Here is a 26,081-nt window from a genome sequence, read left to right on the forward strand (position 1 = left end):
ATCCGTGGAACAACGGGATAGGGCTCCGGGAGGGGCTGCCCGGCAACCGAACAAGGAACCAGCAAGATGGCATTTTCTGTAGAGCAAATCAGACAAGCACTGGGTAACGGCTTACTGTCCTTCCCCATCACCGACTTCGACGCCGAAGGCCGTTTCGATGCCGAGAGCTATCGCCAGCGCATCGAGTGGTTCGTCGGCAACGACGTGTCCGCGGTGTTCATCGCCGGCGGCACCGGCGAGTTCTTCTCCCTCTCCTTCGAGGAATACCAGGACATCTGCCGCATCGCGGTGGAGACCGTGGCCGGCCGGGTGCCGGTGATCGCCAGCGCCGGCCGCAGCATCCCCGACGCCAAGGCCTTCTGCAAGGCGGCGGAAGCGGCCGGGGTCGACGGCATCCTGCTGATGCCGCCCTACCTGACCGAATGCCCGGCGGAAGGGGTGGCCGACTACGCCAAGGCGGTGATCGACAGCACTTCCCTGCAGGTGATCTACTACAACCGCGGCAACGGCATCCTGGACGCCGAAAGCGTCAAGCGGCTGGCGGCCTCCTGCCCCAACCTGGTGGGCCTGAAGGACGGCGTGGGCAACATCGCCGCCCTGAACGACACCATCAAGACCGTCGGCGACCGCCTGGTGTACATCGGCGGCGTGCCCACCGCCGAGATCTTCGCCGAAGCCTACCTGGCCATCGGGGTGAACACCTACTCCTCCGCCGTGTTCAACTTCATGCCGGAAATGGCCAACCGCTTCTACAAGGCCCTGCGCGGCGGCGACCAGGCCACGGTGAACGGCATTATCAAGGACTTCTTCGTGCCCTTTTGCCGCCTGCGCGACACCAAGAAGGGCTACGCGGTCAGCCTGATCAAGGCGGGCGCGGACCTTATCGGCCGCCCGGCCGGCGACGTGCGCGCGCCGCTGACCATGCCCTCGGCCCAGGACAAGAAGGCGCTGGAAGCCATTATCAACGCCAACCGTTAATGGGCCGGCCTTCCCCGTGTCGGTGGGGCGCGGGGAAGGTGGAAGGAACCTTATCAAGGAGTAACAGATGTTCAGCACCATTAAGAAAATGACGGTCGTGCCGGTAGCCGGTTACGACGGCTTCCTGCTCAACCTGAGCGGCGGCCATGCGCCCTGGTTCATCCGCAGCGTGGTGGTCCTGGAAGACAACGCCGGCCGCATCGGCCTGGGCGAGGTGCCGGCCACCCAGGGCATCCTGGATACCCTGGAGCGGTGCCGCGAGCTGGTGGAAGGCCAGAGCGTCGGCCACTACAAGGCCATCATCAGCCGGGTGCGCCAGGCCACCTCCGGCCAGGCCGACGACGTGCGCGGCAACCAGACCTTCGACCTGCGCATCGCGGTGCACGTGATCACCGCCATCGAATCGGCGCTGCTGGATCTGGCCGGCCAGAACATGGAGCTGCCGGTGGCGGATCTGCTGGGCCAGTTCGGCAAACAGCGGGACGAAGTGGAAGCCCTGGGCTACCTGTTCCTGCTGGGCGATCCCAAGAAGACCGACCTGCCTTACCCGGGCTGCGACAACCCTCAAGACGACTGGGATCGGGTGCGCACCCAGGAGGCGCTGACCCCGGAAGCGGTGGCCAGGCTGGCCAAGGCGGCCTACGACCGCTACGGTTTCAAGGATTTCAAACTCAAGGGCGGGGTGCTGGACGGCCGCCAGGAAGCGGAGTGCATCGCGGCCCTGTATGAGGCCTTCCCCGAAGCGCGGCTGACGCTGGACCCGAACGGTGCCTGGACCCTGCAGCAGGCCATCGACTACCTGACCCCGATCAAGCACATGCTGAGCTACGCCGAAGACCCCTGCGGCCAGGAAGGCGCCTGGTCCGGCCGCGAGACCATGTCGGAGTTCAAGCGCCGCACCGGCCTCAAGACCGCCACCAACATGGTCGCCACCGACTGGCAGCAGCTGCGCAACGCGGTGCGCCTGGACTCGGTCGACATACCGCTGGCGGACTGCCATTTCTGGACCATGCAGGGGGCGGTGGCGGTGGGTGAGCTGTGTAACGAGTGGGGCCTGACCTGGGGCTCGCACAGCAACAACCACTTCGATATTTCGCTGGCGATGATGACCCACGTGGCCGCCGCCTGCCCGGGCGAGATCACCGCCATCGACACCCACTGGATCTGGCAGGACGGCCAGCGCATTACCAAGGAGCCCTTGTTGATCCGCGAAGGCAAGATCAAGGTGCCCCGCAAGCCGGGCCTCGGCATCGAGCTCGACTGGCAGCAGCTGGAGCAGGCCAACGCCCTGTACAAGACCCTGGACGTGGGCCAGCGCGACGACGCCATGGCGATGCAGTTCCTGATCCCGGGCTGGCGTTTCGACCCGAAAAAACCCTCGCTTGTCCGCTGAGGGAATGACGGGGATAATCAGGTGAAATAAATGTTATCGGACATCAGCTTATGAGCAATCTGGATCTTAATGCGCAGGCCCCCTTTCAGGTCGAACGGGTGCAACAATCCGGCAGCCTGGCCAAGAACGTGGCCGGCCAGCTGGAAAAGATGATCACGCAGGGCAAGATTGAGGTTGGTCAGAAACTGCCGACCGAAAACAACCTGTGCGACATGTTCGGCGTCAGCCGCACCGTGATCCGCGAGGCCATCACCCAGCTCAAATCCTTGAACCTGGTGGAAACCAAGCGGGGCGTCGGCACCACTGTGCTGCGCAGCACGCCGGCCGACACCTTCTACGCCCGTGCCATCAACCCCACCGCGGTGGAAGACATCCTGCACGTGCTGGAACTGCGGCTGGCGCTGGAGCCTGCCGCCGCCGAGTGGGCGGCACTGCGGCGCGACGAGGAGGATCTGCGCCACATCGAGCAGCACCTGCTGGCCTTCCAGCAGGCGCGCCGCGAGCATGGCCAGGCCCGGGAGGAAGATTTCGCCTTTCACCTGAGTATTGCCGCGGCCAGCAAGAATCCGCTGATCCTCAACATTTACGAGCAATACAACAACAATATTATCCCTCGTTCCAAAATCCTTAAGGAAAACATCGATCAGGACGCGGCGGGGAAATACCTGCTGCGGGTCGAGCAGGAGCATGTCGACATCTTCGAGGCCATCAAGGCCGGCGATGCCGCCGCCGCCAGGGCGGCCATGCACCAGCACCTGTTCCGCTCCTACCAGATGTACAAACAATATAAAGCGGGCTGAATACAGCCCGCCGGATATGGCCGCTTCCCGGTTGGGGAAACCGATATCCGCATGACTGACAGAGGTAAAACATGCAAATTCGAGGAGAGATGCTGATTGGTGCCCAATCGGCAACAGGCACGACCGCGCCGGTGTTCGCCATCAACCCGGCCAGCGGAGCGCAGTTGCAACCCGGTTTTGCCGGCGACGACGGCACCCGGGTGCGCCAGGCCTGCGAGCTGGCCGGCCAGGCCTTCGACGACTACCGCGCCCGGCCGCTGGAAGAGCGCGCCCGGCTGCTGGAAGCCATCGCCAACCAGATACTGGCCCTGGGCGATGCCCTGATCGAGCGGACCATGGCCGAGACCGGCCTGCCGCGGCCACGGCTGGAAGGGGAGCGGGGCCGCACCGTCGGCCAGCTGCGCCTGTTCGCCGCCGTGGTGCGTGCCGGCGACTTCGTCGATGCCCGCCTCGATCCGGCCCTGCCCGAGCGCCAGCCGCTGCCGCGCGCCGATCTGCGCCAACGGCACATTCCCCTGGGCCCGGTGGCGGTGTTCGGCGCCAGCAACTTCCCGCTGGCGTTTTCCGTGGCCGGCGGCGACACCGCCTCGGCCCTGGCTGCCGGCTGCCCTGTGGTGGTCAAGGCCCACTCCGCCCATCCCGGTACCTCCGAGCTGGTGGGCCGGGCGGTGCAGCGGGCGGTGGCCGAGTGCGGCCTGCCGGAAGGGGTGTTCTCGCTGCTGTTCGGCTCCGGCAACCTGGTCGGCTCGGCGCTGGTGGCCCATCCCGCCATCAAGGCGGTGGGCTTTACCGGCTCCCGCGGCGGCGGCACCGCGCTGATGCACATCGCCGCCAACCGGCCCGAGCCGATCCCGGTCTACGCGGAGATGAGCAGCATCAACCCGGTATTCCTGCTGCCCCAGGCGCTGGAAGCCCGGGCCGACGCCATCGCCAAGGGCTTCGTCGGCTCCCTGACCATGGGCGCCGGCCAGTTCTGCACCAACCCGGGCCTGGTGATCGCGGTGGAAGGGCCGGCGCTGGAGCGCTTCCTGGCCACGGCGGCCGCCGAGCTGGCCAACGCCGCCGGCCAGACCATGCTGACCCCGGGCATCCATAACGCCTACGATCAGGGCGTGGCGCGGCTCGCGGGCCACCCGGGGGTGACCGAGCTGGCCCGGGGCCAGGGCGGCGGCGCCCCCAACCAGTGCCGGGCCGGGCTCTATGTGACCAGCGCCGAGGCCTTCCTGGCCGATACGGCGCTGCATGAAGAGGTGTTCGGCTCGGCTTCGCTGGTGATCCGCTGCAAGTCGGTGGCCGAGCTCGGCCGCATCGCCGAACGGCTGGAAGGGCAGCTGACCGCCACCCTGCAGCTGGACGAAGGCGACGTGGCGGCGGCCCGTGCCCTGCTGCCGGTGCTGGAGCGCAAGGCCGGCCGCATCCTGTGCAACGGCTACCCCACCGGGGTGGAAGTGTGCCATGCCATGGTGCACGGCGGGCCCTTCCCGGCCACCTCCGACAGCCGCTCCACCTCGGTGGGCAGCGCCGCCATCTTCCGCTTCCTGCGTCCGGTGTGCTACCAGGATCTGCCGGCGGCGCTGCTGCCGGCGGAGCTGCAGGACGACAACCCACTCGGGTTGCGGCGCCTGCTGGATGGCCGCTACTGAGTCTTCGACCGCTAACGCCCCGTCCAGGGGCGTTTTAGTGTGCTGACTACGTAGTTTGTTATGGCCGGTGAAGTCGGCCAAAGGGTCCGCTCCGCCGACTCGCTGTAAATACATCCATGTACGCTCGCACATGCCATCCATGGCATGTGACGGTCGGCGGAGCGGCTCCCTTTGTCCTCCTGCCTGGCTTGGGTGGCGCCTGTCCGGGACAGTCCTGGAGTATTGTTAGCCCCGTCCAGGGGCGTTTTCCATTGTACGGGAGCCCTTCGATGAATAACGAGATCTTCGCCCAGGTGTTCGCGGTGACCGCGCCGGTGTTCACCATGGTGCTGCTGGGTGCCCTGCTCAAAAAAATCCGCCTGATCGACGATGCCTTTATCGGCACGGCGTCGATGCTTACCTTCAAGGCCACCATGCCGACCCTGCTGTTTCTGAGCATACTGCAGGCGGATCTGAGCACGGCGCTGCAGCCCTGGCTGGTGGGTTATTTCTGCCTGGCCACCTGCCTGACTTTCGCCGGCGCCTGGGCCTGGGCGGCGAAGCGGGTGCCGGCGGCGGCGCGGGGCGTGTACGTGCAGGGGGCCTTTCGCGGCAACTGCGGCATCGTCAGCCTGGCGCTGGCGGCGGGGCTCTATGGCGACTACGGGCTGTCGGTGGGCGGGGTCATGGCCGGGCTCATCATCGTGGTGTTCAACGTGCTCTCGACCTTGGTGCTGTCGGTCTATGGCGGCTACCGCACCACCCCCCGGACGGTGCTGCGGGATCTGGTCCGCAACCCGCTGATCATCGCGGTGGCGGCGGGCCTGCTGGGATCCCTGGCCGGGCTCTCCCTGCCGCGCTGGCTGCTGGTGTCCGGCGACTACTTCGCCGGCATCACCCTGCCGATCGCCCTGATCTGCGTGGGCGGCAGCCTGTCGCTGGCGGCCTTCCGCCAGTCCGGCTCGCAGGCCCTGGGGGCCAGCGTCATCAAGGTGGGGGTGTCGCCGCTGCTGTTCACCACCCTGGCCTGGGTGCTGGGTTTCGAGGGGCGGGAGCTCGGCATGCTGTTCCTGTTCCTGGCCAGCCCCACGGCGGCGGTGAGTTACGTGATGGCCAAGGCGGCCGGCGGTGATAGCCGGCTGGCCGCCGGCATCATCGCCCTCTCCACCCTGCTGGCGGCGGCCAGCATCATGACGGGGCTGGTGCTGATGAGCGCTCTGGCGCTGATCTGACCGCCCGGCTCAGCCGCGGCTCTCGATCACGTGGCGGGCGAAACCGCTGCCCGCTTCCTCGAAGATATTGAAGATATCGTCCGCGCCCATGTCGCGCAGCTGGGCCCCTTCTTCCGGGTAACGGATGATGGCCGCCACCCGGCCCCTGAAGTCGGTATGACGGATCTGCTCCAGGGCGTAGAGGTTACCGGCGTGGTTGGGCATGGCCAGGAAGATGTACTCCAGCTGGGTGCCGATGTTGGTCTTGTCCCAGAAGTCCGAGTCGGAGGCGTCGCCCTTGATGGCGTTGATGTTCAGCCCCTGCAGCAGGCCCACCTTCTTCTCGTCGCTGTCGATGCCGAGCAGCCTGCCGTCGAAGCGGCCTTCCAGCTCCATGTAGGCGCCCTGGCCGATGCGGCCCATGCCGATGATCAGCACCCGGGCGTCGCCCAGCTGGATCGGCATGTCGTCCGGATGCAGGCGCAGTTTTTCCCCGGGCCGGAAGCGGCCGATCAGCCGGCGATAGATGTTCTCGTTATGGCTGTTGAGCGGGGCCGACACCACGAAGGAAATGGCCAGGGCGATGGAGGCGACGATCACCCAGTCGTTGCTGAGCAGGCCCTGCTTGGCGGCCAGGGCGGCGACGATCAGACCGAACTCGGAATAGTTGGTCAGGCTGAAGGTGGCCAGCAGCGAGGTCCGCACCCGCAGGCCGCAGCGGTCGTACAGCAGGTAGTAGAGCAAGCTCTTCACCGGCAGCGCCAGCAGCAGGATGCCGGCGATCCACAGCGCCTCGGCGGTGGGCATGCCGTTCAGGCCGATACTGAGGAAGAAGGCGACCAGGAACAGCTCTTTCATGTTGAAGAACGACTTGGCCAGCGCCGAGGCGCTGTAATGGGGCGCCAGCATCATGCCGATCACCAGCGCCCCCAGGTCGCCCTTGAGCCCGACCAGCTCGAAACCGCCCACCCCCACCACCAGCGCCAGGAACACCGCGAACAGGGTCTGCAGCTCGCCGTGGCCGGCCCGCTCCAGAATGCGGAAAAACAGCGGCCGCAGCAGCGGTAGCACCACCAGCAGGCCGAGCGCCCAGGGGCTGGGGATCTTGCCGCTGGAGGCGGTGAGGAAGGCCACCGCGAACAGGTCCTGCATCACCAGTACGCCGATGGCGATGCGGCCGTAGAAGGTGTTCATGTCGCTGCGCTCTTCCAGCACCTTGACCGCGAACACCGTGCTGGAAAAGCTCAGGGCGAAGCCCATCAGCACGGCCTGGCGCCATTCGAGTTCCATCGCCAGGCTGAAGCCTATCCCTTTCACCAGCAGCAGCACCCCGGTGAACAGCAGGGTGGACAGCACTATGTGCCCGGTGGCCGTGCCCCACACCTCCTTCTTCAGCAGGGTCTTGATGTCGAGCTTGAGGCCGATGCTGAACAGCAGCAGGGTCACCCCCAGGCTGGCGAGGGTGTCGAGGGTGGCGTTGCTTTCATAGCCCATGGCGTTGAGCACGAAGCCCGCGGCCAGGAAACCGATGAGGGGAGGGAGGCTGAGCAGGTACACGGCCAGGCCGCAGCCGAAGGCGATGGCGATAAAGATAGGATCCATGAACTCGTCTTGTTGTTGTTTTGTTGTGTTAAAACAGGTCTATTTCGGCGACGGACGCATACACGTGCTGGGGACGGAACGGCATCTTGTCGATGTCCGCCACCTGGCTGACCCCGGTCAGCACCAGCACCGTTTCCAGCCCGGCCTGGAAGCCGGCGAGGATGTCGGTGCGCAGGTTGTCGCCCACGATCAGGGTATTCTCCGAATGGGCGTCCATGTGGTTGAGCGCGGCGCGTACTATCCAGGCGCTGGGCTTGCCCACGTAGAAGGGCTTCTTGCCGGTCATCCGTTCGATGGGGGCACAGAGGGCGCCGCAGGCCGGGTGCATGTGCGGGCCGTGGGTGTCCGGGTTGGTGGCGATGAAGCGAGCGCCGCCGGCCACGAACTTGGCGGCCATCTGGATCATGCTCCAGTTGTAGTTGCGGGTTTCGCCCACCACCACGAAATCGGGGTCGATGTCGGTGATGGTGAAGCCGGCCTTGTACAGCTCGTGGATCAGCGCCCCTTCGCCGATGACGAAGGCCTTTTCGCCGCTCTGGCGCTTGAGAAAGTCGGCGGTGGCCATGGCCGAGGTGTAGAAGCAGCTTTCCGGCACCATGATGCCGGCGGAGTAGAAACGGTTTTGCAGATCCTTGGGGGTTTGTGCCGGGTAATTGGTGAGGAACAGCAGGTTCATTTCCTGCTCCAGCACCCGCCTGATAAAGCCGTCGGCGCCAGGGATCAGATCGTTGTTGTGCAGGATGACACCGTCGATGTCACAGATCAGGTTTTTTTTATTCATTCGCTCTCCTTCTCGCCGGAGCCATTCCCGGCGGGTGTTCCCACTGTTACGGCAGCATATGACAGATTAATGACAATGGGTACGGCTTTGATGACATTCAGATGCAGCTCAGCAGGGGGCCGAGCTGGCTGATGCGGCCCTGGATGGTGGCGGCCCGCCGTTGTACGTAGGCCGAGGGCCGGCCGGCATCGTACTGGCGCGGGTTGGGCAGCACCGCCGCCAGCAGCGTCGCCTGCCGCCGGCTGAGGTTGGCCGCCGAGGTGTTGAAATGGGCCCGGGCCGCCGCCTCGGCGCCGTAGATGCCGGGGCCGAATTCGGCGATGTTGAGGTAGAGGGTGAGGATGCGCTCCTTCGGCAGCATCAGCTCCAGCATGGGGGTGTACACCGCCTCCAGCGCCTTGCGGGTGTAGCTTCGGCCGGGCCACAGGTAGAGGTTCTTGGCGGTCTGCATGGTAATGGTACTGCCGCCGCGCAGCCGGCCGTCGCTGCGGAACTCGTTGAGCACGTCGCCGAACGCCTGCCAGTCGAAGCCCCGGTGGCGGCAGAACTTGTTGTCTTCGGCGGCGATCACCGCCATCTTAAGATGGTTGGCAATACGCGCTGCGGGCTGCCAGTCTTTGGAGAGCCCCTCGCCCTCGAACAGGCGGATCACCATCAGGGGCGTGGCGGGCACGGGCAGGTAACGGTAGACCAGGGTGAGCAGCAGGGGGGCCAGGATCAGCAGGGCCGCCAGCCAGAGCAAACAACGCTTGATAAGACGTATCATCAATATAAAGTCCGTTTATCGGGTCCGCCGCGACAGCGGGTCACTACATATCAATTTTTTTGACCAGCAGGTTATGTTTTTACGACGGCTGTGGTTAAATTTTTGTTTTCATTAAATCAGGCCGGCAAGAAACGGAGGTACGCCATGTCCGCATTTATCAACGAATTACCCAAGGTAGAGCTGCATCTGCACATCGAAGGCACCCTCGAGCCGGAGATGGTGTTCGCCCTGGCCAGGCGCAATGGTATCACCCTCGATTACGCGGATGAAAGCGCGTTGCGGGCCGCCTACGACTTTCAGGATCTGCAGTCGTTCCTGGACGTGTACTACCAGGGCATGCAGGTGCTGCTGACCGAACAGGATTTTTTCGACATGACCTGGGCCTATCTGAGCCGGGCCCATGGCGAGCGGGTGCGCCACACCGAGATCTTCTTCGATCCCCAGGCCCACACCGACAGGGGCGTGCCCCTGGCCGCGGTGGTGGGCGGCATTCACCGGGCGCTGGAGCAGGCCAGGCAGCAGTGGGGCATGAGCAGCCGGCTGATCATGTCGTTCCTGCGCCACCTGTCGGAGGAGGCGGCCTTTGAAATCCTGCACCATGCCGAGCCCTTCCGTCACAAACTGGCGGGGATCGGGCTCGATTCCTCGGAAAAAGGCAATCCGCCCGCCAAGTTTGCCCGTGTGTATGCCGCCGCCCGGGAGCAGGGATTCCGGCTGGTGGCCCACGCGGGCGAGGAGGGGCCGGCCCGCAACATCCGCGACGCGCTGGACCTGCTGCAGGTGGAGCGCATCGATCACGGGGTGGCGGCGGTGCAGGACGGCAAGCTGATGCAGCGGCTGGCCCGGGAGCGGATCCCGCTCACCGTGTGCCCGCTGTCCAACCTCAAGCTGAAGGTGGTGGACACCATGGCCGGGCACCCCATGCTCACCCTGCTGCGCGCCGGGCTCTGCGTCACCGTGAACTCCGACGATCCGGCCTATTTCGGCGGCTACATGAACGCCAACTACCAGGCGCTGCAGGATGGCCTGGGCGCCACCGACGGCGAGCTGCTGCAGATGGCGCTCAACAGCGTGGAAGCCTGCTGGCTGTCGCCGGAGGAAAAGGCGGTGCTGGTGCGCGACGTCCGGGCCCACGGCGAGGCCTTCGGCGTAAAGCACTAAAGCTATTCCGGCGCGGGCCGATACAGCAGTATCGGTCAACAGGAGACAGCTGGCGTGCGCATTATTACTGTGGTGGCGGGGGGGCTGCTGTGTTCGGCGGCCTGGTCCCAGCCCCGCACCTACCTGGCGGACATTGAACAATCCTTGTGGCGGCTCACGTCGGATTCGGCGGTGGAGTGCCGCCTGGAGCACCCCATTCCCGGCTTCGGCACCGGCGCCTTCGTCAGCCGCGCGGCCAAGACCCTCAACCTTACCTTCGAGCTGAGCCCGCTGCGGGCCCAGCCGCGTACCCAGTCGGCCTCGCTCAGGAGCGAGTCGCCCTACTGGCAGCCGGGGCGGGGCGCTCGGGATCTCACCCGGGTCACCTTCTACCAGCAGTTCGACGCCATGGTGGAGCAGCAGTCCGCCTGGGTAATGCTGGACGAGCTGAGCCAGGGGCGCTGGCCGGTGTTTTATTTCGACGACTGGTACCGCAACGATCAGACCACGGGGGTGGGGCTGTCGTCGGTCAACTTCCGTGCCCGCTATGCCGCCTTCCTCGACTGCCAGCACAACCTGCTGCCCTACAGCTTCCAGGACATCGCCTTCAGCGTGCTCAACTACGTGAACAACGCGGATGAGCTGACCCCCCATTCCCGCCGGCGGCTGGCGATGATCGCCGAGTACGTCAAGGCGGACCCCGATATCGGTGAGGTGGTGATCAATACCTATACCGACAGCTTCGGCACCGAATACCACAACAAGGCGTTGTCCAAACGGCGGGCCGAAGCCATCAAGGGCCGTTTCGTGGAGCTGGGGCTGCCTTCGAGCTCCATTTCCCTGGAAGGCCATGGCGAGCGCCGGCCGATCGCCGACAACAGTACCCCGGAAGGGCGGGACAGCAACCGGCGGGTGGTGATCAGCCTCGGCCGCGACCGGCTCTGAGTGCGTCCGGCCATTGGCTTTTGCCGCCGTCTTCGGTAGCTTATGGCCTTTGCTTTTTTAGGAACAAGTGCATGACCTGGTTGATGTATCTGATGCTGGGGGCTTTTGCCGGCACCCTGGCCGGGCTGTTTGGCGTGGGCGGCGGCCTTATCATCGTGCCGGTGCTGATCTTCAGCTTCAAGCTGCAGGGCATCGGCGGCGAGCTGGTGACCCACATGGCGGTGGGCACCTCGCTGGCCACCATCATGTTTACCTCGCTGAGCGCCATTCAGGCCCACCAGAGCCGCAAGGCTATCGACTGGCGGCTGGCGGCCTTGCTGTCGCTCGGCATCGTCGCCGGCGCCTGGCTGGGCGGCATGACCGCCGACAAACTGTCGGGCCAGCACCTGCAGATGCTGATCGGCCTGTTCGCCTGGCTGATGGCGGCGCAGATGCTGTTTCACCTCACGCCGAAGGGCGGCACCACCCTGCCGGGCAGGCCGGTGCAGGTGGCGGTGGGGGGCGTGATCGGCTGGGCCTCGGGCATCTTCGGTATCGGTGGCGGCTCGCTGACGGTGCCCTTCCTCAGTTGGTGTTCCATTCCCATGCAGCGGGCGGTGGCGGTGTCGGCGGTGTGCGGTTTTCCCATCGCCCTGGTGGGGGCGCTCAGCTACGTGGTGCACGGCCTGCGGCATCAGGGCCTGCCCGCCGAAGCCTGGGGCTATGTGTACCTGCCGGCGATGATCGGCATCAGCCTGGCAAGCATGCCCTTCGCCCGTGTCGGGGCCATCCTGGCGCACAAGCTCTCCGCCAGGGCACTGCGGCGGGCCTTCGCCGGCTTCCTGATCCTGGTGGGCGCCAAGTTTCTGCTGTTTCCGGGCTGAAGATGGATACGATTGGGGACTGGTGCAGTTTCCAATCCCTAATCCTTGTTTTCCGCCTTTTCCCGCGCTATCAGCCAGTCGTCGGTCCGGGCCACCAGCCACAACACCAAGAGGCCGGCGGCCACCAGCAACAGGTAGTCGAGCCAGGCCATTACTGTCTCCTTACCTTGCGGATACCGGCTTCATAGCGGCCCACATCGCTGTCGACCTGGGTCTGGAAGTATTTCAGGAACCACATGTACTGCTCCGGCCAGTCGGTCAGCAGGGCCTCGATCTCCGCGTTCATCGCCCGGGTATCATCGGTGAGATCGGCGGTGGGGTAGGGCGCCATGGGCGGGCGGATGATCAGCTCGTAGCGGTGCCGCTCGGTGTTGTACACGCTCAGCACCGGCAGCACCCGGGCACCGGTGAGCCTGGCCAGCTTGGGCAGGGCCGGCAGGGTGGCCTTGAGCTCGGCGAAGAAGGGTACGAACAGGCTGGCTTCCCGGCCGTGATCCTGATCCGGCAGATAGAAGAAATGCTTGCCGGTCTTGATGGTCTTGATCACCGCCTTGATACCGGCGTCGCGTTCGTAGACGATGCCGCCGAAACGGGCCCGCTGGCGGTTGATAAACCAGTCGAACACCTCGTTCTTGGCGCTGTGCATCATGGTGCACATGGGCAGGCCGAGGGAGGTCAGGTAGAGGCCGCCGGCGTCGATGGCCCAGGTGTGGGGGATCATGAAGATGATCTTGTCACCCGCCGCCAGGCAGGCATCCAGGTGCTCCTGCCCCCGTACCTCGAACCGCCCCTGCAGGTAGCGCTTGCCGCGGGCAGTCCACTCGCCGTAGCCGAGGAACCCCATCAGGCCGGCACGAATGGAATGGCGCAGCATCCGCTCCACCTCCGCCTCGCCCAGCTCGGGAAAACACAGCCGGATGTTGGTGCGGGCGATGTAGCACTGCTTTTTGGCGAGCCGGATCAGCAGGGGGGCCAGGGCGCCGGCAACACGGTCGCGCAGCCGGGCCGGCAGCCAGGCCAGCAGCCAGAGCAGGGCGATGGCCAGCCAGGTCGGCCAGTAGCGGGGGTGCAGGTAGCGGGGCTTAAACGCGAGATCGTAGACGGGATCATGCCCGGACATAAGGTCATCCTCTCTGTTGCAAGGGCGCCAAGTGTAAGGAAAAATGCCGCCGAAATCACCTGTCGCGCCGGGGGCGGAAATAGTCCCGGTTGCGGTAAAAGCCGGGGTCCTCGTTGGCCGGCCACCAGCCGGGGATGCCGAGCAGCGGCAGCGGCAACAGCGGACGGGGAACATGGAACGGATCCTGCCGGGCGAGGTGGTCCGCCAGCCGCGCATCCAGCTGCCGGTACTGCGCCGCCGGCGGCAGGCCGAAGAAGGCGGGCGCCATCTCCAGCACCATGGCCTTGCCGGTCAGGCCGACGAAGGGCGCCAGCGCCTGTTCGTAGAGGGCATGGCCGAAGATAAAGGGCCGCCAGTCCCGGCTCCAGCGGGCCCGGTTGCCGATAAAGAGCGCCTGCCAGTCGTGCTCGCGCAGCAGGGCCTCCGCTTCCGCCCGCTCGGGCACCGCCAGCAGCAGGCCGCATTCGTCGAAATGGGTGATGCGATCACGCCGGGGCGTGCGGGTCTTCGCCCCGGCTCGGGCGATGTCTTCCATATGCTGCCGGTTCAGCAGGGCCTTGCTGCGCGGGAACAGGTACCAGATCAGGGCGCCGAACAGGTCGTGCCAGTTGGCGGCGCGGGTGGGCACCATGCCCCGGGCCACCGCCTGCTCGTAGCAGCAGCCGAGCCCGGCAAAGGTGTCGTCGTCGATAAAGGCCACCGGCAGTGCCCCGGCCAGGGCCCGGTTCAGCTCGGCGGTGGTCGGCCAGCGCGGCCGGTTCAGCGGTACCAGGCCGTCGAGCTGCGCCAGTATGGCGTTGCGCCCGGTTACCTCGGGATCCCAGTCCATCATTGCTGTCCACCTACGGAAAACGGCAAAGCATACCCTGAGCCGGCGCCAAGATCAGGATATAATTATGGTTATTTCCCTGTTTTACCCCATTTCCCAGCTTCATCGGCTTGGGTAACATAGCGCCGTCAAATTCTGCCGCACCGAGGAGTGTGCCGATGAAGTGGTTGTTTGCACTGGTAACTGTGATGAGTTTGCTGACCCCGACCGTCTTCGCCCAGAGCCAGGGTGACGAGGGTGTGAAAATTGAAGACAAATGGCTGCTGGGCCGGGTGGAGTGGCTGTGGCTGCCGGTGCTGGGCGACAGCGTCAAGGCGCGTATCGACTCCGGCGCCAAGACCTCGTCCATGAGCGCCACCGACATCGAGGAGTTCCGCAAGGACGGCCAGCGCTGGATCCGCTTCAGCTTCAATCACAAGGATCACCTGGAGCGGCTGGAAGCCCCGCTCAGCCGTTATGTGCGTATTCGCCAGGCCAACAGCAAACAGCTGGACCGCCGCCCGGTGATCCTGCTGCCGGTGCAACTGGGCGGCATGGCCAAGGAAGTGGAGTTTACCCTCAAGGACCGTACCCGGATGATCTATCCGGTGCTGCTGGGGCGCGAGTTCATGGGCAAGGAGGTACTCATCGACCCCTCCCGGCTCTATATCCAGCCGGTGCGGGAGAAGTAGGCTTAGAAGCTGGAAGCTGGAAGCTAGAAGCTAGAAGCTAGAAGCTAGAAGCTTGGCTTCCGGCTTCCGGCCTTCAGCGTCCGCGCATCGCCCGGCGGATGCACAGGGCGGCCCCGCCCCAGGTAATGCCGAGACCGAGCAACATCATGATAATGGCACCTGTGGTCATGCGCTGACCTCCTGCTTGCTGGTGGTATTGATCAGAATAGCCAGGATCAGCATGACGGCGATCATGCCCCAGCCCATGAAGAGGATCTCGTTGTTGGAGTAGCCGCCGTAGTTCTCGCGGAAGGCGCCGAGGATGTTGTTGAACAGGATCACCGCCAGTATCCCCACCGACACGAACTTGATGCAGACCAGCCACCAGCCGCCGATGGTGAACTCGGAGAGGCGGTTGGCGTGTACGCGGTAGTCGTCCAGGCGGCACAACCAGCCCACCAGCAGCAGTTCCAGCAGGCAGGAGCCGAGCAGGGCGATGTTGTTGATAAAGTAATCCACCAGATCCAGCAGCAGCAGGCCGCCCTGGGTGATGAACAGCAGGCTCACCACGAAGCCCGCGCCGCAGAAGACGGTGGCGGTTTTCGGGCGGCTCCAGCCCAGCTTGTCCATCAGCCCGGTGGTCACCGCCTCGGCGATGGAGATATGGGAGCTGACCCCGGCGAACACCAGCGCCAGGAAGAACAGCGGCCCCATGACCCCTGGTGCGGGCAGCAGGTTGATGGCGGTGGGCAGGGTCACGAACGCCAAGCCCACGCCGGAGCTGACCACCTCGGTCAGTGCCTTGTCCTGGGCCGCGGCCATGTACCCCAGGGCGCCGAAGATCATGATGCCGGCCAGCATGGAGAAGCCGCAGTTCATCAGCACCGTCATAAAGGCGTTGTTGTTGATGTCGGATTTTTCCGGCAGGTAGCTGGCGTAGGACAGCATGATGGCGAAGCCCACGCTCAGGGTGAAGAAGATCTGGCCATAGGCGGCGGACCACACCTTGAGGTCCCAGATCTTGCTGAAATCGGGGGCGAACATCCAGTTGATGCCGTCGAGGGCGCCGGGCAGGAACACGATGCGGGCGATCAGCAGCAGCACCATGATGAACAGCAGCGGCATCAGCACCTTGTTGATCTTCTCGATACCGCCTTTCACCCCGCGGAAGGTGGCGAAGTAGGTGGCGGCCCAGGCCAGGCACAGCGGCAGCAGCAGGTGCCACTGCAGGCTACCCAGGCTGGAGGGCGAGTTGTCACCGGTCAGGCCGAGGAAGTTGCCGAAGAAAAAGCCGTTGCTGTCGTCACCCCAGGACTGGGTCAGGGCGAAATAGGTGTAGGACATGGCCCAGGCAATCACCACCACGTAGTAGAACGCGATAATGGCGGAGATCATCACCTGGAACCAGCCCAGCCATTCGAAACGGCGGTTGAGGGTTCTCAGGGTCTTGGGAGCCCCGGAGCGATACTTGTGACCCAGGGTAAACTCCAGAATCATGAAGGGGATTCCGGCGGTGAGCATGGCGAACAGGTAGGGGATGAAAAAAGCCCCGCCACCGTTCTCATAGGCCATGTAAGGGAAGCGCCAGATGTTACCCAGGCCCACGGCAGAACCCACCGCCGCCAGGATAAAACCGGTGCGAGAACCCCATTGTTCTCGTTTCATAATGACTCCTTATCGGGAAGCGTCAGCTGTTTAAGGATAGATAAGCGGGGCGCAGGGTAGGGAGACGGCGAGACAAAATCAACGTACCAATCTGCTTGCCGATCGAATGATGACCTTATAATAGCGTGGTAAAGTCTTATTTATCGGTAGAAATAATGGTGTTTGTGTGCCACGGCAGGAATTTATTTTTTGATGCGCGGCGTTGGGCAGCGTATCCGTGTTTATTGATATTTGATAAAAACCGTTAACAAGGCCACACTTTGGTCGGATTGCATGGTGTTTGCTATTTATGCAGCACAACCCCCCGCTTCCCCTTGATCATGAAGAAGATTTTATTGGTATCTGCATAATATTTCGCTGGATCGGAATAGCCAGCCAAGGATAACTATTTTTGATTTTAATATCGGCAATTTTGAATTGTTTTGTTATTGTTAAATCAAGGTAAAACAGTATGTTGCGTAGTTCATTATGGAAGTAATTGATTAGAAAATATAATAATACAATCGAATAAAAGTCGGTTGAGACGCGCCAAGGTGCTCAGTATGCTGTGCCTGAAATCAATCAGGAGGCGCATCATGAACCCCATCAGCTATCAGCAAACCCATACCATCGACACCGCCGGCCAGCCGGTATCAGGCCCGTTTTCCACCCTGAGCACCTGGCTGCAGCGCAGTCGCACCCGGCGTCAACTGTCCGAGTTGCCCGCTTATTTGTTGAAAGACATCGGTCTGAATGAATCGGACCGCTACCAGGAAGTCAGCAAGCCGTTCTGGCAGCAATAATCAGCAAGGATGCGCCCGATAAAAAAGCCGCTGTGACCAGCGGCTTTTTTGTATCTGAAGGCGGCCGGCTCAGCCCAGCACAAAGAAATACACCGCCAGCAGGCCGATGCACGCCAGGTTCAGGAAGAAGCCGGCCTTCATCATGTCCCGCTGCCGGATAAGGCCGGAGCCGAACACGATGGCGTTGGGCGGGGTGGCCACCGGCAGCATGAAGGCGCAGGAGGCGGACACCGCGATCACCGAGGCGACCATCACCGGCGTCAGCCCCAGGCCCTCGGCCACCGCCACGAACACCGGGATCAGCAGGGCGGCGCTGGCGGTATTGGACGCCAGTTCGGTGAGGAACACCACGAAGGCGGTGACCGCCAGCAGGATCACGAAGGGACTGGCGTTGCCCAGCAGCTCGGCCAGGTGGCTGGCCAGGAACAGGCTGGTACCGGTCTCGCGCAGGATGTGGCTCAGGGTCAGGCCGCCACCGAACAGCAGCAGCACGCCCCAGTCGGTATGTTTTTCAATGTCTTTCCACAGCGCTACCCGGCTGATGCCGATCAGGATGATGGCCAGCAGCGCCACCAGGGTGTCGAAGGCGGCCAGGCCGCCGAGGGCGGCCGACACCGGGGTGGAGAAGATCCACAAGGCGACCGTCAGCACGAAGATGCCCAGGGTGATTTTGCGCTTGCCGGTCCAGCCGATGTGTTCCTGGTCCAGTTCGATCCGCTCGCCGAGCCGCGGGCGGAACAGCACGAACAGCACGGCGATGGCCACCGGCAGCAACAGCAGGGTCACCGGCAGGCCCAGCGCCATCCATTCACTGAAGCTCAGGCCCACCTCCGCCGCGGCAATGGCATTGGGCGGGCTGCCCACCAGGGTGGCGATGCCGCCGATGCTGGCGCTGTAGGCCACGCCCAGCAGCACGAACACATAGGTGTTGCGGTGCCGTTGTTCATCCAGGCAGCTCAGCAGCCCCAGGGCCAGCGGCAGCATCATGGCGGCGGTGGCGGTGTTGCTGATCCACATCGATAAAAAGGCGGCGGTGGCAAACAATAAGTAGACGGCGGCGCCGAGCCGGCCCCTGGCCAGCCGCAGGATACGGCTGGCGATCAGCCGGTCCAGTCCCTGGCTGTGCAGGGCGGCGGCGAGGGCGAAACCGCCGAGGAACAGGAAGATGATGGAGTTGGAAAAGTTGCTCAGCGCGGCGCCGGTGTCGAGAATGCCGAGCAAGGTGGCCAGCAGCGGCACCAGCAAGGCGGTAATGGTAATATGCACGGCCTCGGTCAGCCAGAGCACGGCAATAAAGGTAAGCAGGCTCAGCCCCTTGTTGACATCGGGCTCAAAGGGCAGCGTGGTGAGCAGCACCAGCAACAGCACCACATCGGCCAGCAGGATGCCCCATTTGCCCTTGCTGTTGACACTTTGCTGCGGAATATTATCAGGCATGTTTGTTTCTCGTTATGTTATTGTTTTGTATAGAGTTGTTAGTAGTATATACCAAGTGATGGATGCAACAGATGACGATATCTGTAAAACCGCGTATTTTCCGACTGCCCGTGCTGGGCGTCCTGTTGTGCCTGCCGGCCCTGATCGCCCTGCTGGGGGTCGGCGGCCTTTCCTATCGCCAGTATCAGGACAGCCGTGCGTTGCTGCAGCGGGCCGAGCCGGTACTCGAAGCGCTGCATCATCTGCACCACAGGGTGATGCTGCTGGACATCGAAGGTGGCACCCTGCTCGACGAGGAGGTGAAATCCCTGGCGCTGATGTTGTCGCGCTTCGTGGCTTTTCTCGAGCCGCGGGCGGAGGGCCGGGCGGACCTTGTCCGGGTGATCGAGGAGCTGAACGGCTACCAGCAGCAGCTGCGGGCGCTGCAGGAGGCGGACATCCGCAGCCGCTACACCCTGCGGGCCTTTGCCGACAGCGTGCTGGCACTGAACAACCCGGCGGCGGAAACCTCGCTTGGCCGCCTGCTGCAGCTGAGTCGCCTCTATCTCTATGCACCCAGCCCGCAATTCGTGGCCGAGCTGGAGGAGGAGGCGGATCGGCTGATGCTGGCCGCCGATCCCCGCCTGGACGAGGTGCTCTATGCCCACCGGCTCTACCGGGACAGCCTGGCCACCATGGTGAACCTGCGCCGGCAGCTGGCCTATGAGGACATCGCCGAGCTGGTACGCTGGAAAACGCGCCGGCAGCAAGACGCGGAAAACCGCCGCGACGAGCTGCTGCTGACCCTGGTGCTGTCATTGCTGCTGCTGTTCAGCCTCGGTCTGCTGCTGCTGTATTACCGCAACCGACAACTGCGCCAGGCCAGCGAGTCGTCCTTTGCCCTGGCCCGGGCCAAGACCGACTTTCTGGCCAATATGAGCCATGAAATCCGCACCCCCATGAACGCCATCATCGGCTTCGCCTCGCTGATGCAGCAGACCCCGCTGGACCTGCAGCAGGCCGAATACCTGAAAAAGATCAAAAGCTCTTCCGACAACCTGCTGCTGCTGATCAACGACATCCTGGATCTGACCAAGGTCGAGGCCGGCAAGCTCGAGCTGGAAGACATCGACTTCGATCTCAACCAGCAACTGGAGCGGCTCTCCGGCCTGTTCGCCGACATGTCGGAGCAGAAGCAGCTGGAGGTGATCATCAACAAGGCGCCGGAGGTGCCGGATTTTATCCGCGGCGATCCGCTGCGCCTGGGCCAGGTGCTGGTCAACCTGGTCAACAACGCGGTCAAGTTCACCGAGCGGGGGGAGGTGGTGCTGTCGGTCTCGGTGGGTGGCGAGCCGGCTTCGCCCCGGCTGTGCTTCGAGGTTCGCGACACCGGTATCGGCATCATGCCGGAACAGCTTGACAAGCTGTTCCAGTCTTTCACCCAGCTCGACGCCAGCACCACCCGCAAGTACGGTGGCAGCGGCCTGGGGCTCAATATCACCCGCCACCTGGTGCAGCTGATGCGGGGCCAGATAGCGGTACAGAGCCTGCCGGGACGGGGTTCTACCTTTACCGTCAGCCTGCCGCTGCGCCGGACCGCGGAGATGACCAGTGAGGTGCCGTCGCCCGCCTTCGTGCCGGGGCAGAAGGTGCTGCTGGTGGATGACAACGCCCTGGTGGTGGAGGTGATGAGCCGCCTGCTGCGCCAGGCCGGTTTCGTGGTCTATGCCGCCGCGGATCTGGAAAGTGCCCGTGATATCGTGCTCAAGCGGGGGGCCGAGCTGCGGCTGGCGCTGATCGACTGCTGCCTGGGCCGGGACAATGGCCTGGAGCTGGCACGCTACCTGGTACAGCAGCCCCATCTGCGGGGGCTGGACATCGTGATCATCAGCGCCTTCGGACGGGAGCGGCCCTCGTCCCAGATGCGGGCCCTGGGGCTCACCCATTACCTGTCCAAGCCGGTGACCCAAAGCAGCCTGCTCGATTGCCTGGCCCTGGTGCTCAACGGCGCGGGCCAGGGTATGAGGGACGCGGCGGCGCCGGTGCGGGAGGACACCGACTATTACCGCAGCCGGCTGGCCGGGCGGCAGATCCTGCTGGCCGAGGACAACAGGGTCAACCAGCAGCTGATCATCGAGTTTCTCAAGAAGGTGGAGGTGAGCGTGACCCTGGCCGACAACGGCCGCCAGGCGGTGGAGCAGGCGGCCCGGCGCGCCTTCGATGCCATCCTGATGGACTTGCAGATGCCCATTCTGGACGGGCTGGAGGCCACCCGGCAGATCCGCAAGCTCCGGGCACACCACGATGTGCCCATTATCGCGCTGACCGCCAGCGCCATGCGCGGCGATCGGGAAACCAGCCTGCGGGCGGGCATGAACGGTTATGTCACCAAGCCGGTGAACCGCCGCGATCTCTACCAGGCCTTGCTGCAGGTGGTGACCGACAAGGTGCTGGCCCCGGCCGGCGGCGAGGCGGAGCCGGCGGGCTCCCCCTCAATGCTGGATCGGCAGGCGGCCCTGGCCCGACAGACGGAGGCGGCCTGGCAACAGGCCCTGCGCCAGTTCATCGGTGAGCATCAGGATGAACTCTGGCTGTTGCAGGCGGCCCTGGCAGGGCCCAACTGGCAGGAGGCCGGCTTTATCGCACGCCGGCTGGTGGAGCTGGCCGAGAGCATCGGCGCCGAGCGGCTGGCCGGCAAGGCCCGGCAACTGCTCGACCCCCTGTCCCGGCATCAGCGGCCGGCGGCGCCCCTGCTGGATGAGCTGAGCCGGGTGTTCGAAAAAACCCGGCAGCAGGCCATGGCGGAGCTGGCCCTGGACTCGCGATGATTTTCCTCTTTTGTGATATTTATCACACAATATCTTAGATTGGTTTAATATCCCTTAAATGTTTTTATATCAGGAATATTATTCTGGCTATAAAAACTTGTTCAGATAAAGATAGACCTCCCTTGTTTCGTGCCTTTACCACGGCTGACGACGGTGACTTTCAGGGTTTTTATTACTCTGGATTTTATTTATTTTTTAGATGATATTGTCGCGGTCTACGCATCTTGATAGGGGAGTGTTATGAAAGTTTTGGTGTTGGGTAGTGGTGTTGTCGGTGTAACCAGCGCCTGGTATCTGGCCCGCCAGGGGCATGAAGTGGTGGTGCTGGATCGCCAGCCCGATGCGGCCGAGGAAACCAGTTTCGCCAACGCCGGCCAGCTTTCGTTCGGCATGTCCTCCCCCTGGGCCGGTCCCGGCATTCCCCAGAAGGCGGTGAAGTGGATGTTCCAGGACCATGCCCCGCTCAAGGTACGTCCCAGTCTCAATCCAGCGCAGTGGAGGTTTATGCTGTCCATGCTGGCCAATTGCAACGAAAAATCCTATGGCGTAAACAAGTCGCGCATGGTGCGGGTGTCGGAATACAGCCGCCAGTGCATCAACACCCTGCAGCAAGAGCTGCAACTGCCGTTCGAAGGCCGCAAGAAGGGTCTGCTGCAGGTGTTCCGCACCCAGAAGCAGGTGGACGACGCCGCCAAGGACATCAAGGTGTTGCAGGACTTCGGCGTGGCTCATGCCATGCTCGGCGTGGACGAGTGCATCGCCCGGGAGCCGGCGCTGGCGCGGGTGAAGGACAAGCTGGTCGGTGGCCTGCACTTCCCCGACGACCAGACCGGCGACTGTAACCTGTTCACCAAGGCGCTGGTGAAAAAGTGCCGGGAGCAGGGCGTGACCTTCAAATTCAACACCGAGATCAAGGGCCTGGTCAGCGACGGCGACCGTATCCGCGGGGTACAGACCGGTGACGGCCAGGAAACCGCAGATCAGGTGGTGGTGTGCATGGGCAGCTATTCGCCCTTCCTGCTCAACCCCTTGGGCATCCGCCTGCCGATCTACCCAGTGAAGGGCTACTCCCTGACCATCGAGGTCAAGGACGATGCAGATGCACCCCAGTCCACGGTGATGGATGAAACCTTCAAGGTGGCCATTACCCGCTTCGACAACCGTATCCGTGCCGCCGGTACCGCCGAGCTGGCCGACTTCAACGGCGACCTGCCCGGCGCCCGCCGCGAGACCATCGCCCACTCGGTGAAAAGCCTGTTCCCGGAAGGCGGCAAGGTCGACGAGGCAGCGTTCTGGACCGGCTTCCGCCCGATGACTCCGGATGGCACCCCCATCATCGGCGGCACCCGCTACAAGAACCTGTGGCTCAACACCGGCCACGGTACCCTGGGCTGGACCATGGGCCCGGGCTCCGGCAAGCTGATCGCCGACCTGATCAGCGGCAACAAGCCGGAAATCGACGATCAGGGACTGGCCTTCAGCCGCTACGGCTGACCTGAGCTGGAAGACAGAAGCCGGAAGCGTGAAGACCGGCATCTGGACAGGGCGGGGCCGAGGCGCCATACTGGCGTCTTTTGGCCCCGTCCTTTCTTATGTTTCTTACCCTGCTCAATATCGTGGTGCCGGTGTTCGCCGTGGTGGCCGTCGGTTTTGCCTTCGGCCGCCGCCAGCGCCATGCGGACATGGGCTTCGTCAACCTCGCCAACGTGGTGGTGTTTTGCCCGGCGCTGGTGTTTTCGGCGCTGATCCAGAACCCGGTGTCGGTGACCGAAAGCTGGCCGCTGATCCTGGCCGGTGTGCTCACCATCGTCTTGCCCGGCCTGCTGCTCGCCCTGTTCCGGTTCCGTGGTCTGGAGCGGCGTACTTTAGTCGTAGCCGGCATGTTCCGTAACGCGGGCAATATCGGTATTCCGCTGATGATGCTGGCCTATGGCGCCGATCAGCTGGGCGCCATCATCATTCTGTTCGTGCTGTCCAACCTGCTGCACTTTTCCCTGGGGCTCTTTATCCTGTCGAAGGACGCGGGCCGCTGGCAATGGCTGAAAAACCCCAACGTATGGGCGGCGATGCTGGGGGTGCTGCTGGCGGATCACCGGGCCATGCTGCCGGAATTCATCTATACCAGCGCCGATCTGCTGGGCCAGATAGCGGTGCCGCTGATGCTGTTCGCCCTGGGGGTGCGCCTGTCGGGTGGAGAGGTCGGCGATCTGGGCATGGCGTTCAGGGTCAATCTCGCCTACCTGCTGGCGGGGGCGGCCAGCTTCGCCCTGGTGGCCTGGCTGCTGCCGCTCGGCAACGACTGGCTGCGCCTGCTGGCGCTGTCGGTGATGCTGCCGCCGGCGGTGCTCAACTACCTGCTGTGCGAGCAGTACCGCTGCCAGCCCGATCGCATGGCCAGCATCGTCTTGCTCGGCAATGCCATGTCGGTGGTCACCATCCCGTTGGTGGTCTATCTTACCTTGACCTACCTCTGAATCTTCCTCCGGCCGGGCGGCATGTCCGGCATCAATTGTTTCATTTTTGTTAATAATTAGTTAATACCAAAGTCTAAGTTTCAGCATCCTGTTAACGCGCTACTGTTATTCTCGAACCGACTTCGGCTATTCAAGGAGAAAGAGAATGGCGTTCGAAAATCAGGAAAAAGCAAAAGCGTACTGGAGTGAAAACCTGCGGCTGATGGCCATCTTGCTGGCCATCTGGTTTGCGGTGTCCTTCCTGTTCGGCATTGTACTGGTGGATCTGCTCAATGCCTTCACCATCGGCGGCGCCAAACTGGGATTCTGGTTTTCCCAGCAAGGCTCCATTTATGTGTTCGTGGTGCTGATCTTCGTCTACGTATGGCGAATGAACGTGCTCGACAAGAAATACAACGTTGACGAAGCGTAAGGGGTAGGACATGGATATCCAAACCTGGACATTTATTCTGGTGGGGCTGAGTTTCGCCCTCTATATCGGTATCGCCATCTGGGCCCGTGCTGCCACCACCGGCGAGTTCTACGTGGCCGGCGGCGGTGTGCACCCCATTGCCAACGGCATGGCCACGGCGGCGGACTGGATGTCGGCGGCCTCCTTCATCTCCATGGCCGGCATCATCTCCTTCGCCGGCTACGACGGCGGCGTCTACCTGATGGGCTGGACCGGCGGCTATGTGCTGCTGGCGCTGTGCCTGGCCCCCTACCTGCGCAAGTTCGGCAAGTTCACGGTGCCGGACTTCATCGGTGATCGCTACTACTCCCAGACCGCGCGCATGGTGGCGGTGTTCTGCGCCATCTTCGTGTCCTTCACCTATGTGGCCGGCCAGATGCGCGGCGTGGGCGTGGTGTTCTCCCGCTTCCTCGAGGTGGACATCAACCTGGGTGTTGTCATCGGCATGGCCATCGTGTTCTTCTACGCGGTCATGGGCGGCATGAAGGGCATCACCTACACCCAGGTGGCCCAGTACTGCGTGCTGATCTTCGCCTTCCTGGTGCCGGCCATCTTCGTGTCGCTGCTGGTGACCGGCACCCCGGTGCCGCAACTGGGCTTCATCGGCCAGACCACCGACGGCGTCTACCTGCTCGACAAGCTGGACGGCCTGTCCCAGGAGCTGGGCTTCACCGAATACACCTCGGGCACCAAGTCCGGCATCGATGTGTTCTTCATCACCGCCGCACTGATGGTGGGCACCGCCGGTCTGCCCCACGTGATCATCCGCTTCTTCACCGTACCCAAGGTGCGCGATGCCCGCATCTCCGCCGGCTGGGCGCTGCTGTTCATCTCCTTCCTGTACACCACCGCTCCCGCCGTGGCCGCCTTCGCCCGCGCCAACATGATCGAGGGCCTGAACGGCGCCAATGGTCAGGGCGTGGTCGCCGAGCAGGCCCCGGGCTGGGTCGGCAACTGGGAGAAGACCGGCCTGGTGGCCTGGGAAGACAAGAACGGCGACGGCCGCATGTTCTATGCCGGCGACGAGCGTAACGAAATGACCATCAGCCCGGACATCATCGTGCTGGCCAGCCCGGAAATCGGCCGCCTGCCGAACTGGGTGGTGGCCCTGCTGGCGGCCGGTGGCCTGGCGGCGGCGCTCTCTACCGCGGCCGGTCTGCTGCTGGTGATCTCCACCTCCATCGCCCACGACCTGCTGAAAAAAGGCTTCCAGCCCGACATGACCGACAAGCAGGAGCTGCTGGCGGCGCGCCTGGCGGCGGCGGTAGCGGTGATCGGCGCCGGTTATCTCGGCATCAATCCGCCCGGTTTCGTGGCCCAGGTGGTGGCCTTCGCCTTCGGCCTGGCGGCGGCCTCCTTCTTCCCGGCCATCGTGCTCGGTATCTTCTACAAGAAGATGAACAAGGAAGGCGCCATCGCCGGCATGCTGTGCGGCATCACCTTTACCGCCGCCTACATCATCTACTTCAAGTTCATCAACCCGGCGGCCAGCGTACCCGAAAACTGGTGGTTCGGTATCTCCCCCGAGGGCATCGGTACCCTGGGCATGCTGGTGAACCTGGCGGTGTCGCTGGTAGTGGCCAAGCTGACCACCGAGACCCCGAAAGAGGTGCAGGAGCTGGTGGAGAGCATCCGCTTTCCGAAAGGGGCCGGTGCCGCTCACGATCATTGATCAAAATCAAACCGGCTGAAGTAAAGGGGCGCGCTGGCGCCCCTTTTGCCTGGCTGGCCTTAGTCGTTTGTTTATAAACCGCTTTCATCTGTT

Annotated in this window: 23 protein-coding genes; 15 read left to right on the top strand and 8 right to left on the bottom strand. The window is 63.6% G+C overall.

Going from position 1 to position 26,081, the window contains the following annotated elements; genetic code table 11:
* The first annotated feature begins 66 nt into the window (after positions 1 to 66).
* From kdgD to C7H85_RS02640, 5 genes are all read left to right on the top strand, one after another.
* Positions 67 to 978, top strand: a complete 912-nt coding sequence (gene kdgD, locus C7H85_RS02620) for a 5-dehydro-4-deoxyglucarate dehydratase (protein ID WP_106728149.1) — start codon at positions 67 to 69, stop codon at positions 976 to 978.
* Positions 979 to 1,045: 67 nt separating this feature from the next.
* Positions 1,046 to 2,371, top strand: coding sequence for an enolase C-terminal domain-like protein (locus C7H85_RS02625; protein ID WP_106728150.1), 1,326 nt, complete (start codon positions 1,046 to 1,048; stop codon positions 2,369 to 2,371).
* A gap of 50 nt (positions 2,372 to 2,421) precedes the next feature.
* Positions 2,422 to 3,171, top strand: a complete 750-nt coding sequence (locus C7H85_RS02630; protein WP_106728151.1) for a FadR/GntR family transcriptional regulator — start codon at positions 2,422 to 2,424, stop codon at positions 3,169 to 3,171.
* Between the two features lie 71 nt (positions 3,172 to 3,242).
* Positions 3,243 to 4,814 (top strand): aldehyde dehydrogenase (NADP(+)), encoded by a 1,572-nt coding sequence (locus C7H85_RS02635; protein ID WP_106728152.1) that lies wholly within the window; start codon positions 3,243 to 3,245, stop codon positions 4,812 to 4,814.
* Positions 4,815 to 5,083: 269 nt separating this feature from the next.
* A complete protein-coding gene (locus C7H85_RS02640; protein ID WP_106728153.1) occupies positions 5,084 to 6,025 on the top strand; it encodes an AEC family transporter in 942 nt (313 codons plus the stop codon).
* Positions 6,026 to 6,034: 9 nt separating this feature from the next.
* On the opposite strand, the gene C7H85_RS02645 is transcribed toward C7H85_RS02640, so the two are convergent.
* From C7H85_RS02645 to mtgA, 3 genes are all read right to left on the bottom strand, one after another.
* Positions 6,035 to 7,606 carry a cation:proton antiporter family protein gene (locus C7H85_RS02645; RefSeq protein ID WP_106728154.1) on the bottom strand — a complete coding sequence of 524 codons (1,572 nt, stop codon included), beginning with the start codon at positions 7,604 to 7,606 and terminating at the stop codon, positions 6,035 to 6,037.
* 28 nt (positions 7,607 to 7,634) lie between these two features.
* Complete coding sequence (locus C7H85_RS02650; RefSeq protein ID WP_106728155.1) at positions 7,635 to 8,387, bottom strand: HAD-IIA family hydrolase; 753 nt, start codon at positions 8,385 to 8,387, stop codon at positions 7,635 to 7,637.
* Between the two features lie 97 nt (positions 8,388 to 8,484).
* Positions 8,485 to 9,153: a monofunctional biosynthetic peptidoglycan transglycosylase gene (mtgA, locus tag C7H85_RS02655; RefSeq protein ID WP_106728156.1), complete on the bottom strand. Its 669-nt coding sequence runs from the start codon at positions 9,151 to 9,153 to the stop codon at positions 8,485 to 8,487.
* Between the two features lie 144 nt (positions 9,154 to 9,297).
* Between mtgA and C7H85_RS02660 the strand changes: the two genes are divergently transcribed.
* From C7H85_RS02660 to C7H85_RS02670, 3 genes are all read left to right on the top strand, one after another.
* Positions 9,298 to 10,314, top strand: coding sequence for an adenosine deaminase (locus C7H85_RS02660; RefSeq protein ID WP_106728157.1), 1,017 nt, complete (start codon positions 9,298 to 9,300; stop codon positions 10,312 to 10,314).
* Positions 10,315 to 10,368: 54 nt separating this feature from the next.
* Positions 10,369 to 11,238, top strand: coding sequence for a flagellar protein MotY (locus C7H85_RS02665; protein WP_106728158.1), 870 nt, complete (start codon positions 10,369 to 10,371; stop codon positions 11,236 to 11,238).
* Positions 11,239 to 11,309: 71 nt separating this feature from the next.
* A complete protein-coding gene (locus tag C7H85_RS02670; protein WP_106728159.1) occupies positions 11,310 to 12,101 on the top strand; it encodes a sulfite exporter TauE/SafE family protein in 792 nt (263 codons plus the stop codon).
* 151 nt (positions 12,102 to 12,252) lie between these two features.
* On the opposite strand, the gene lpxM is transcribed toward C7H85_RS02670, so the two are convergent.
* Together lpxM and C7H85_RS02680 are read right to left on the bottom strand one after the other, a co-directional pair.
* A complete protein-coding gene (lpxM, locus tag C7H85_RS02675; protein WP_106728160.1) occupies positions 12,253 to 13,221 on the bottom strand; it encodes a lauroyl-Kdo(2)-lipid IV(A) myristoyltransferase in 969 nt (322 codons plus the stop codon).
* 55 nt (positions 13,222 to 13,276) lie between these two features.
* On the bottom strand, positions 13,277 to 14,053 hold the full coding sequence (locus C7H85_RS02680) for a DUF3025 domain-containing protein (RefSeq protein ID WP_245879539.1): 777 nt from the start codon (positions 14,051 to 14,053) through the stop codon (positions 13,277 to 13,279).
* Between the two features lie 155 nt (positions 14,054 to 14,208).
* Between C7H85_RS02680 and C7H85_RS02685 the strand changes: the two genes are divergently transcribed.
* Positions 14,209 to 14,721 carry an ATP-dependent zinc protease family protein gene (locus tag C7H85_RS02685; RefSeq protein ID WP_245879540.1) on the top strand — a complete coding sequence of 171 codons (513 nt, stop codon included), beginning with the start codon at positions 14,209 to 14,211 and terminating at the stop codon, positions 14,719 to 14,721.
* A 73-nt stretch (positions 14,722 to 14,794) separates the two neighbouring features.
* Here C7H85_RS02685 and C7H85_RS02690 read toward each other — a convergent pair whose 3' ends face one another.
* Both C7H85_RS02690 and C7H85_RS02695 read right to left on the bottom strand, forming a co-directional pair.
* Positions 14,795 to 14,890: a MetS family NSS transporter small subunit gene (locus tag C7H85_RS02690; protein WP_106728161.1), complete on the bottom strand. Its 96-nt coding sequence runs from the start codon at positions 14,888 to 14,890 to the stop codon at positions 14,795 to 14,797.
* Complete coding sequence (locus C7H85_RS02695; RefSeq protein WP_106728162.1) at positions 14,887 to 16,365, bottom strand: sodium-dependent transporter; 1,479 nt, start codon at positions 16,363 to 16,365, stop codon at positions 14,887 to 14,889. Before C7H85_RS02695 ends, C7H85_RS02690 begins: the two co-directional genes overlap by 4 nt.
* 575 nt (positions 16,366 to 16,940) lie before the next feature.
* Here C7H85_RS02695 and C7H85_RS02700 point away from each other — a divergent pair.
* Positions 16,941 to 17,147, top strand: a complete 207-nt coding sequence (locus C7H85_RS02700) for a DUF1127 domain-containing protein (protein ID WP_106728163.1) — start codon at positions 16,941 to 16,943, stop codon at positions 17,145 to 17,147.
* Between the two features lie 69 nt (positions 17,148 to 17,216).
* On the opposite strand, the gene C7H85_RS02705 is transcribed toward C7H85_RS02700, so the two are convergent.
* Positions 17,217 to 18,584, bottom strand: coding sequence for an SLC13 family permease (locus C7H85_RS02705; RefSeq protein WP_106728164.1), 1,368 nt, complete (start codon positions 18,582 to 18,584; stop codon positions 17,217 to 17,219).
* Between the two features lie 71 nt (positions 18,585 to 18,655).
* On the opposite strand from C7H85_RS02705, the gene C7H85_RS02710 reads away from it, so the two are divergent.
* The 5 genes from C7H85_RS02710 (at position 18,656) to C7H85_RS02730 (ending at position 25,988) form a co-directional block, all read left to right on the top strand.
* Positions 18,656 to 21,391: a hybrid sensor histidine kinase/response regulator gene (locus tag C7H85_RS02710; RefSeq protein WP_146140402.1), complete on the top strand. Its 2,736-nt coding sequence runs from the start codon at positions 18,656 to 18,658 to the stop codon at positions 21,389 to 21,391.
* A 240-nt stretch (positions 21,392 to 21,631) separates the two neighbouring features.
* Positions 21,632 to 22,885 (top strand): D-amino acid dehydrogenase, encoded by a 1,254-nt coding sequence (locus C7H85_RS02715; RefSeq protein WP_106728165.1) that lies wholly within the window; start codon positions 21,632 to 21,634, stop codon positions 22,883 to 22,885.
* A gap of 98 nt (positions 22,886 to 22,983) precedes the next feature.
* Positions 22,984 to 23,865 carry an AEC family transporter gene (locus C7H85_RS02720; RefSeq protein ID WP_106728166.1) on the top strand — a complete coding sequence of 294 codons (882 nt, stop codon included), beginning with the start codon at positions 22,984 to 22,986 and terminating at the stop codon, positions 23,863 to 23,865.
* Positions 23,866 to 24,010: 145 nt separating this feature from the next.
* Complete coding sequence (locus tag C7H85_RS02725) at positions 24,011 to 24,277, top strand: DUF4212 domain-containing protein (protein ID WP_094040994.1); 267 nt, start codon at positions 24,011 to 24,013, stop codon at positions 24,275 to 24,277.
* A gap of 10 nt (positions 24,278 to 24,287) precedes the next feature.
* Positions 24,288 to 25,988, top strand: a complete 1,701-nt coding sequence (locus C7H85_RS02730; RefSeq protein WP_106728167.1) for a sodium:solute symporter family protein — start codon at positions 24,288 to 24,290, stop codon at positions 25,986 to 25,988.
* Positions 25,989 to 26,081: the final 93 nt, after the last annotated feature.

It is taken from the genome of Zobellella endophytica, from assembly GCF_003012775.1.
GTDB lineage: Bacteria > Pseudomonadota > Gammaproteobacteria > Enterobacterales > Aeromonadaceae > Oceanimonas > Oceanimonas endophytica.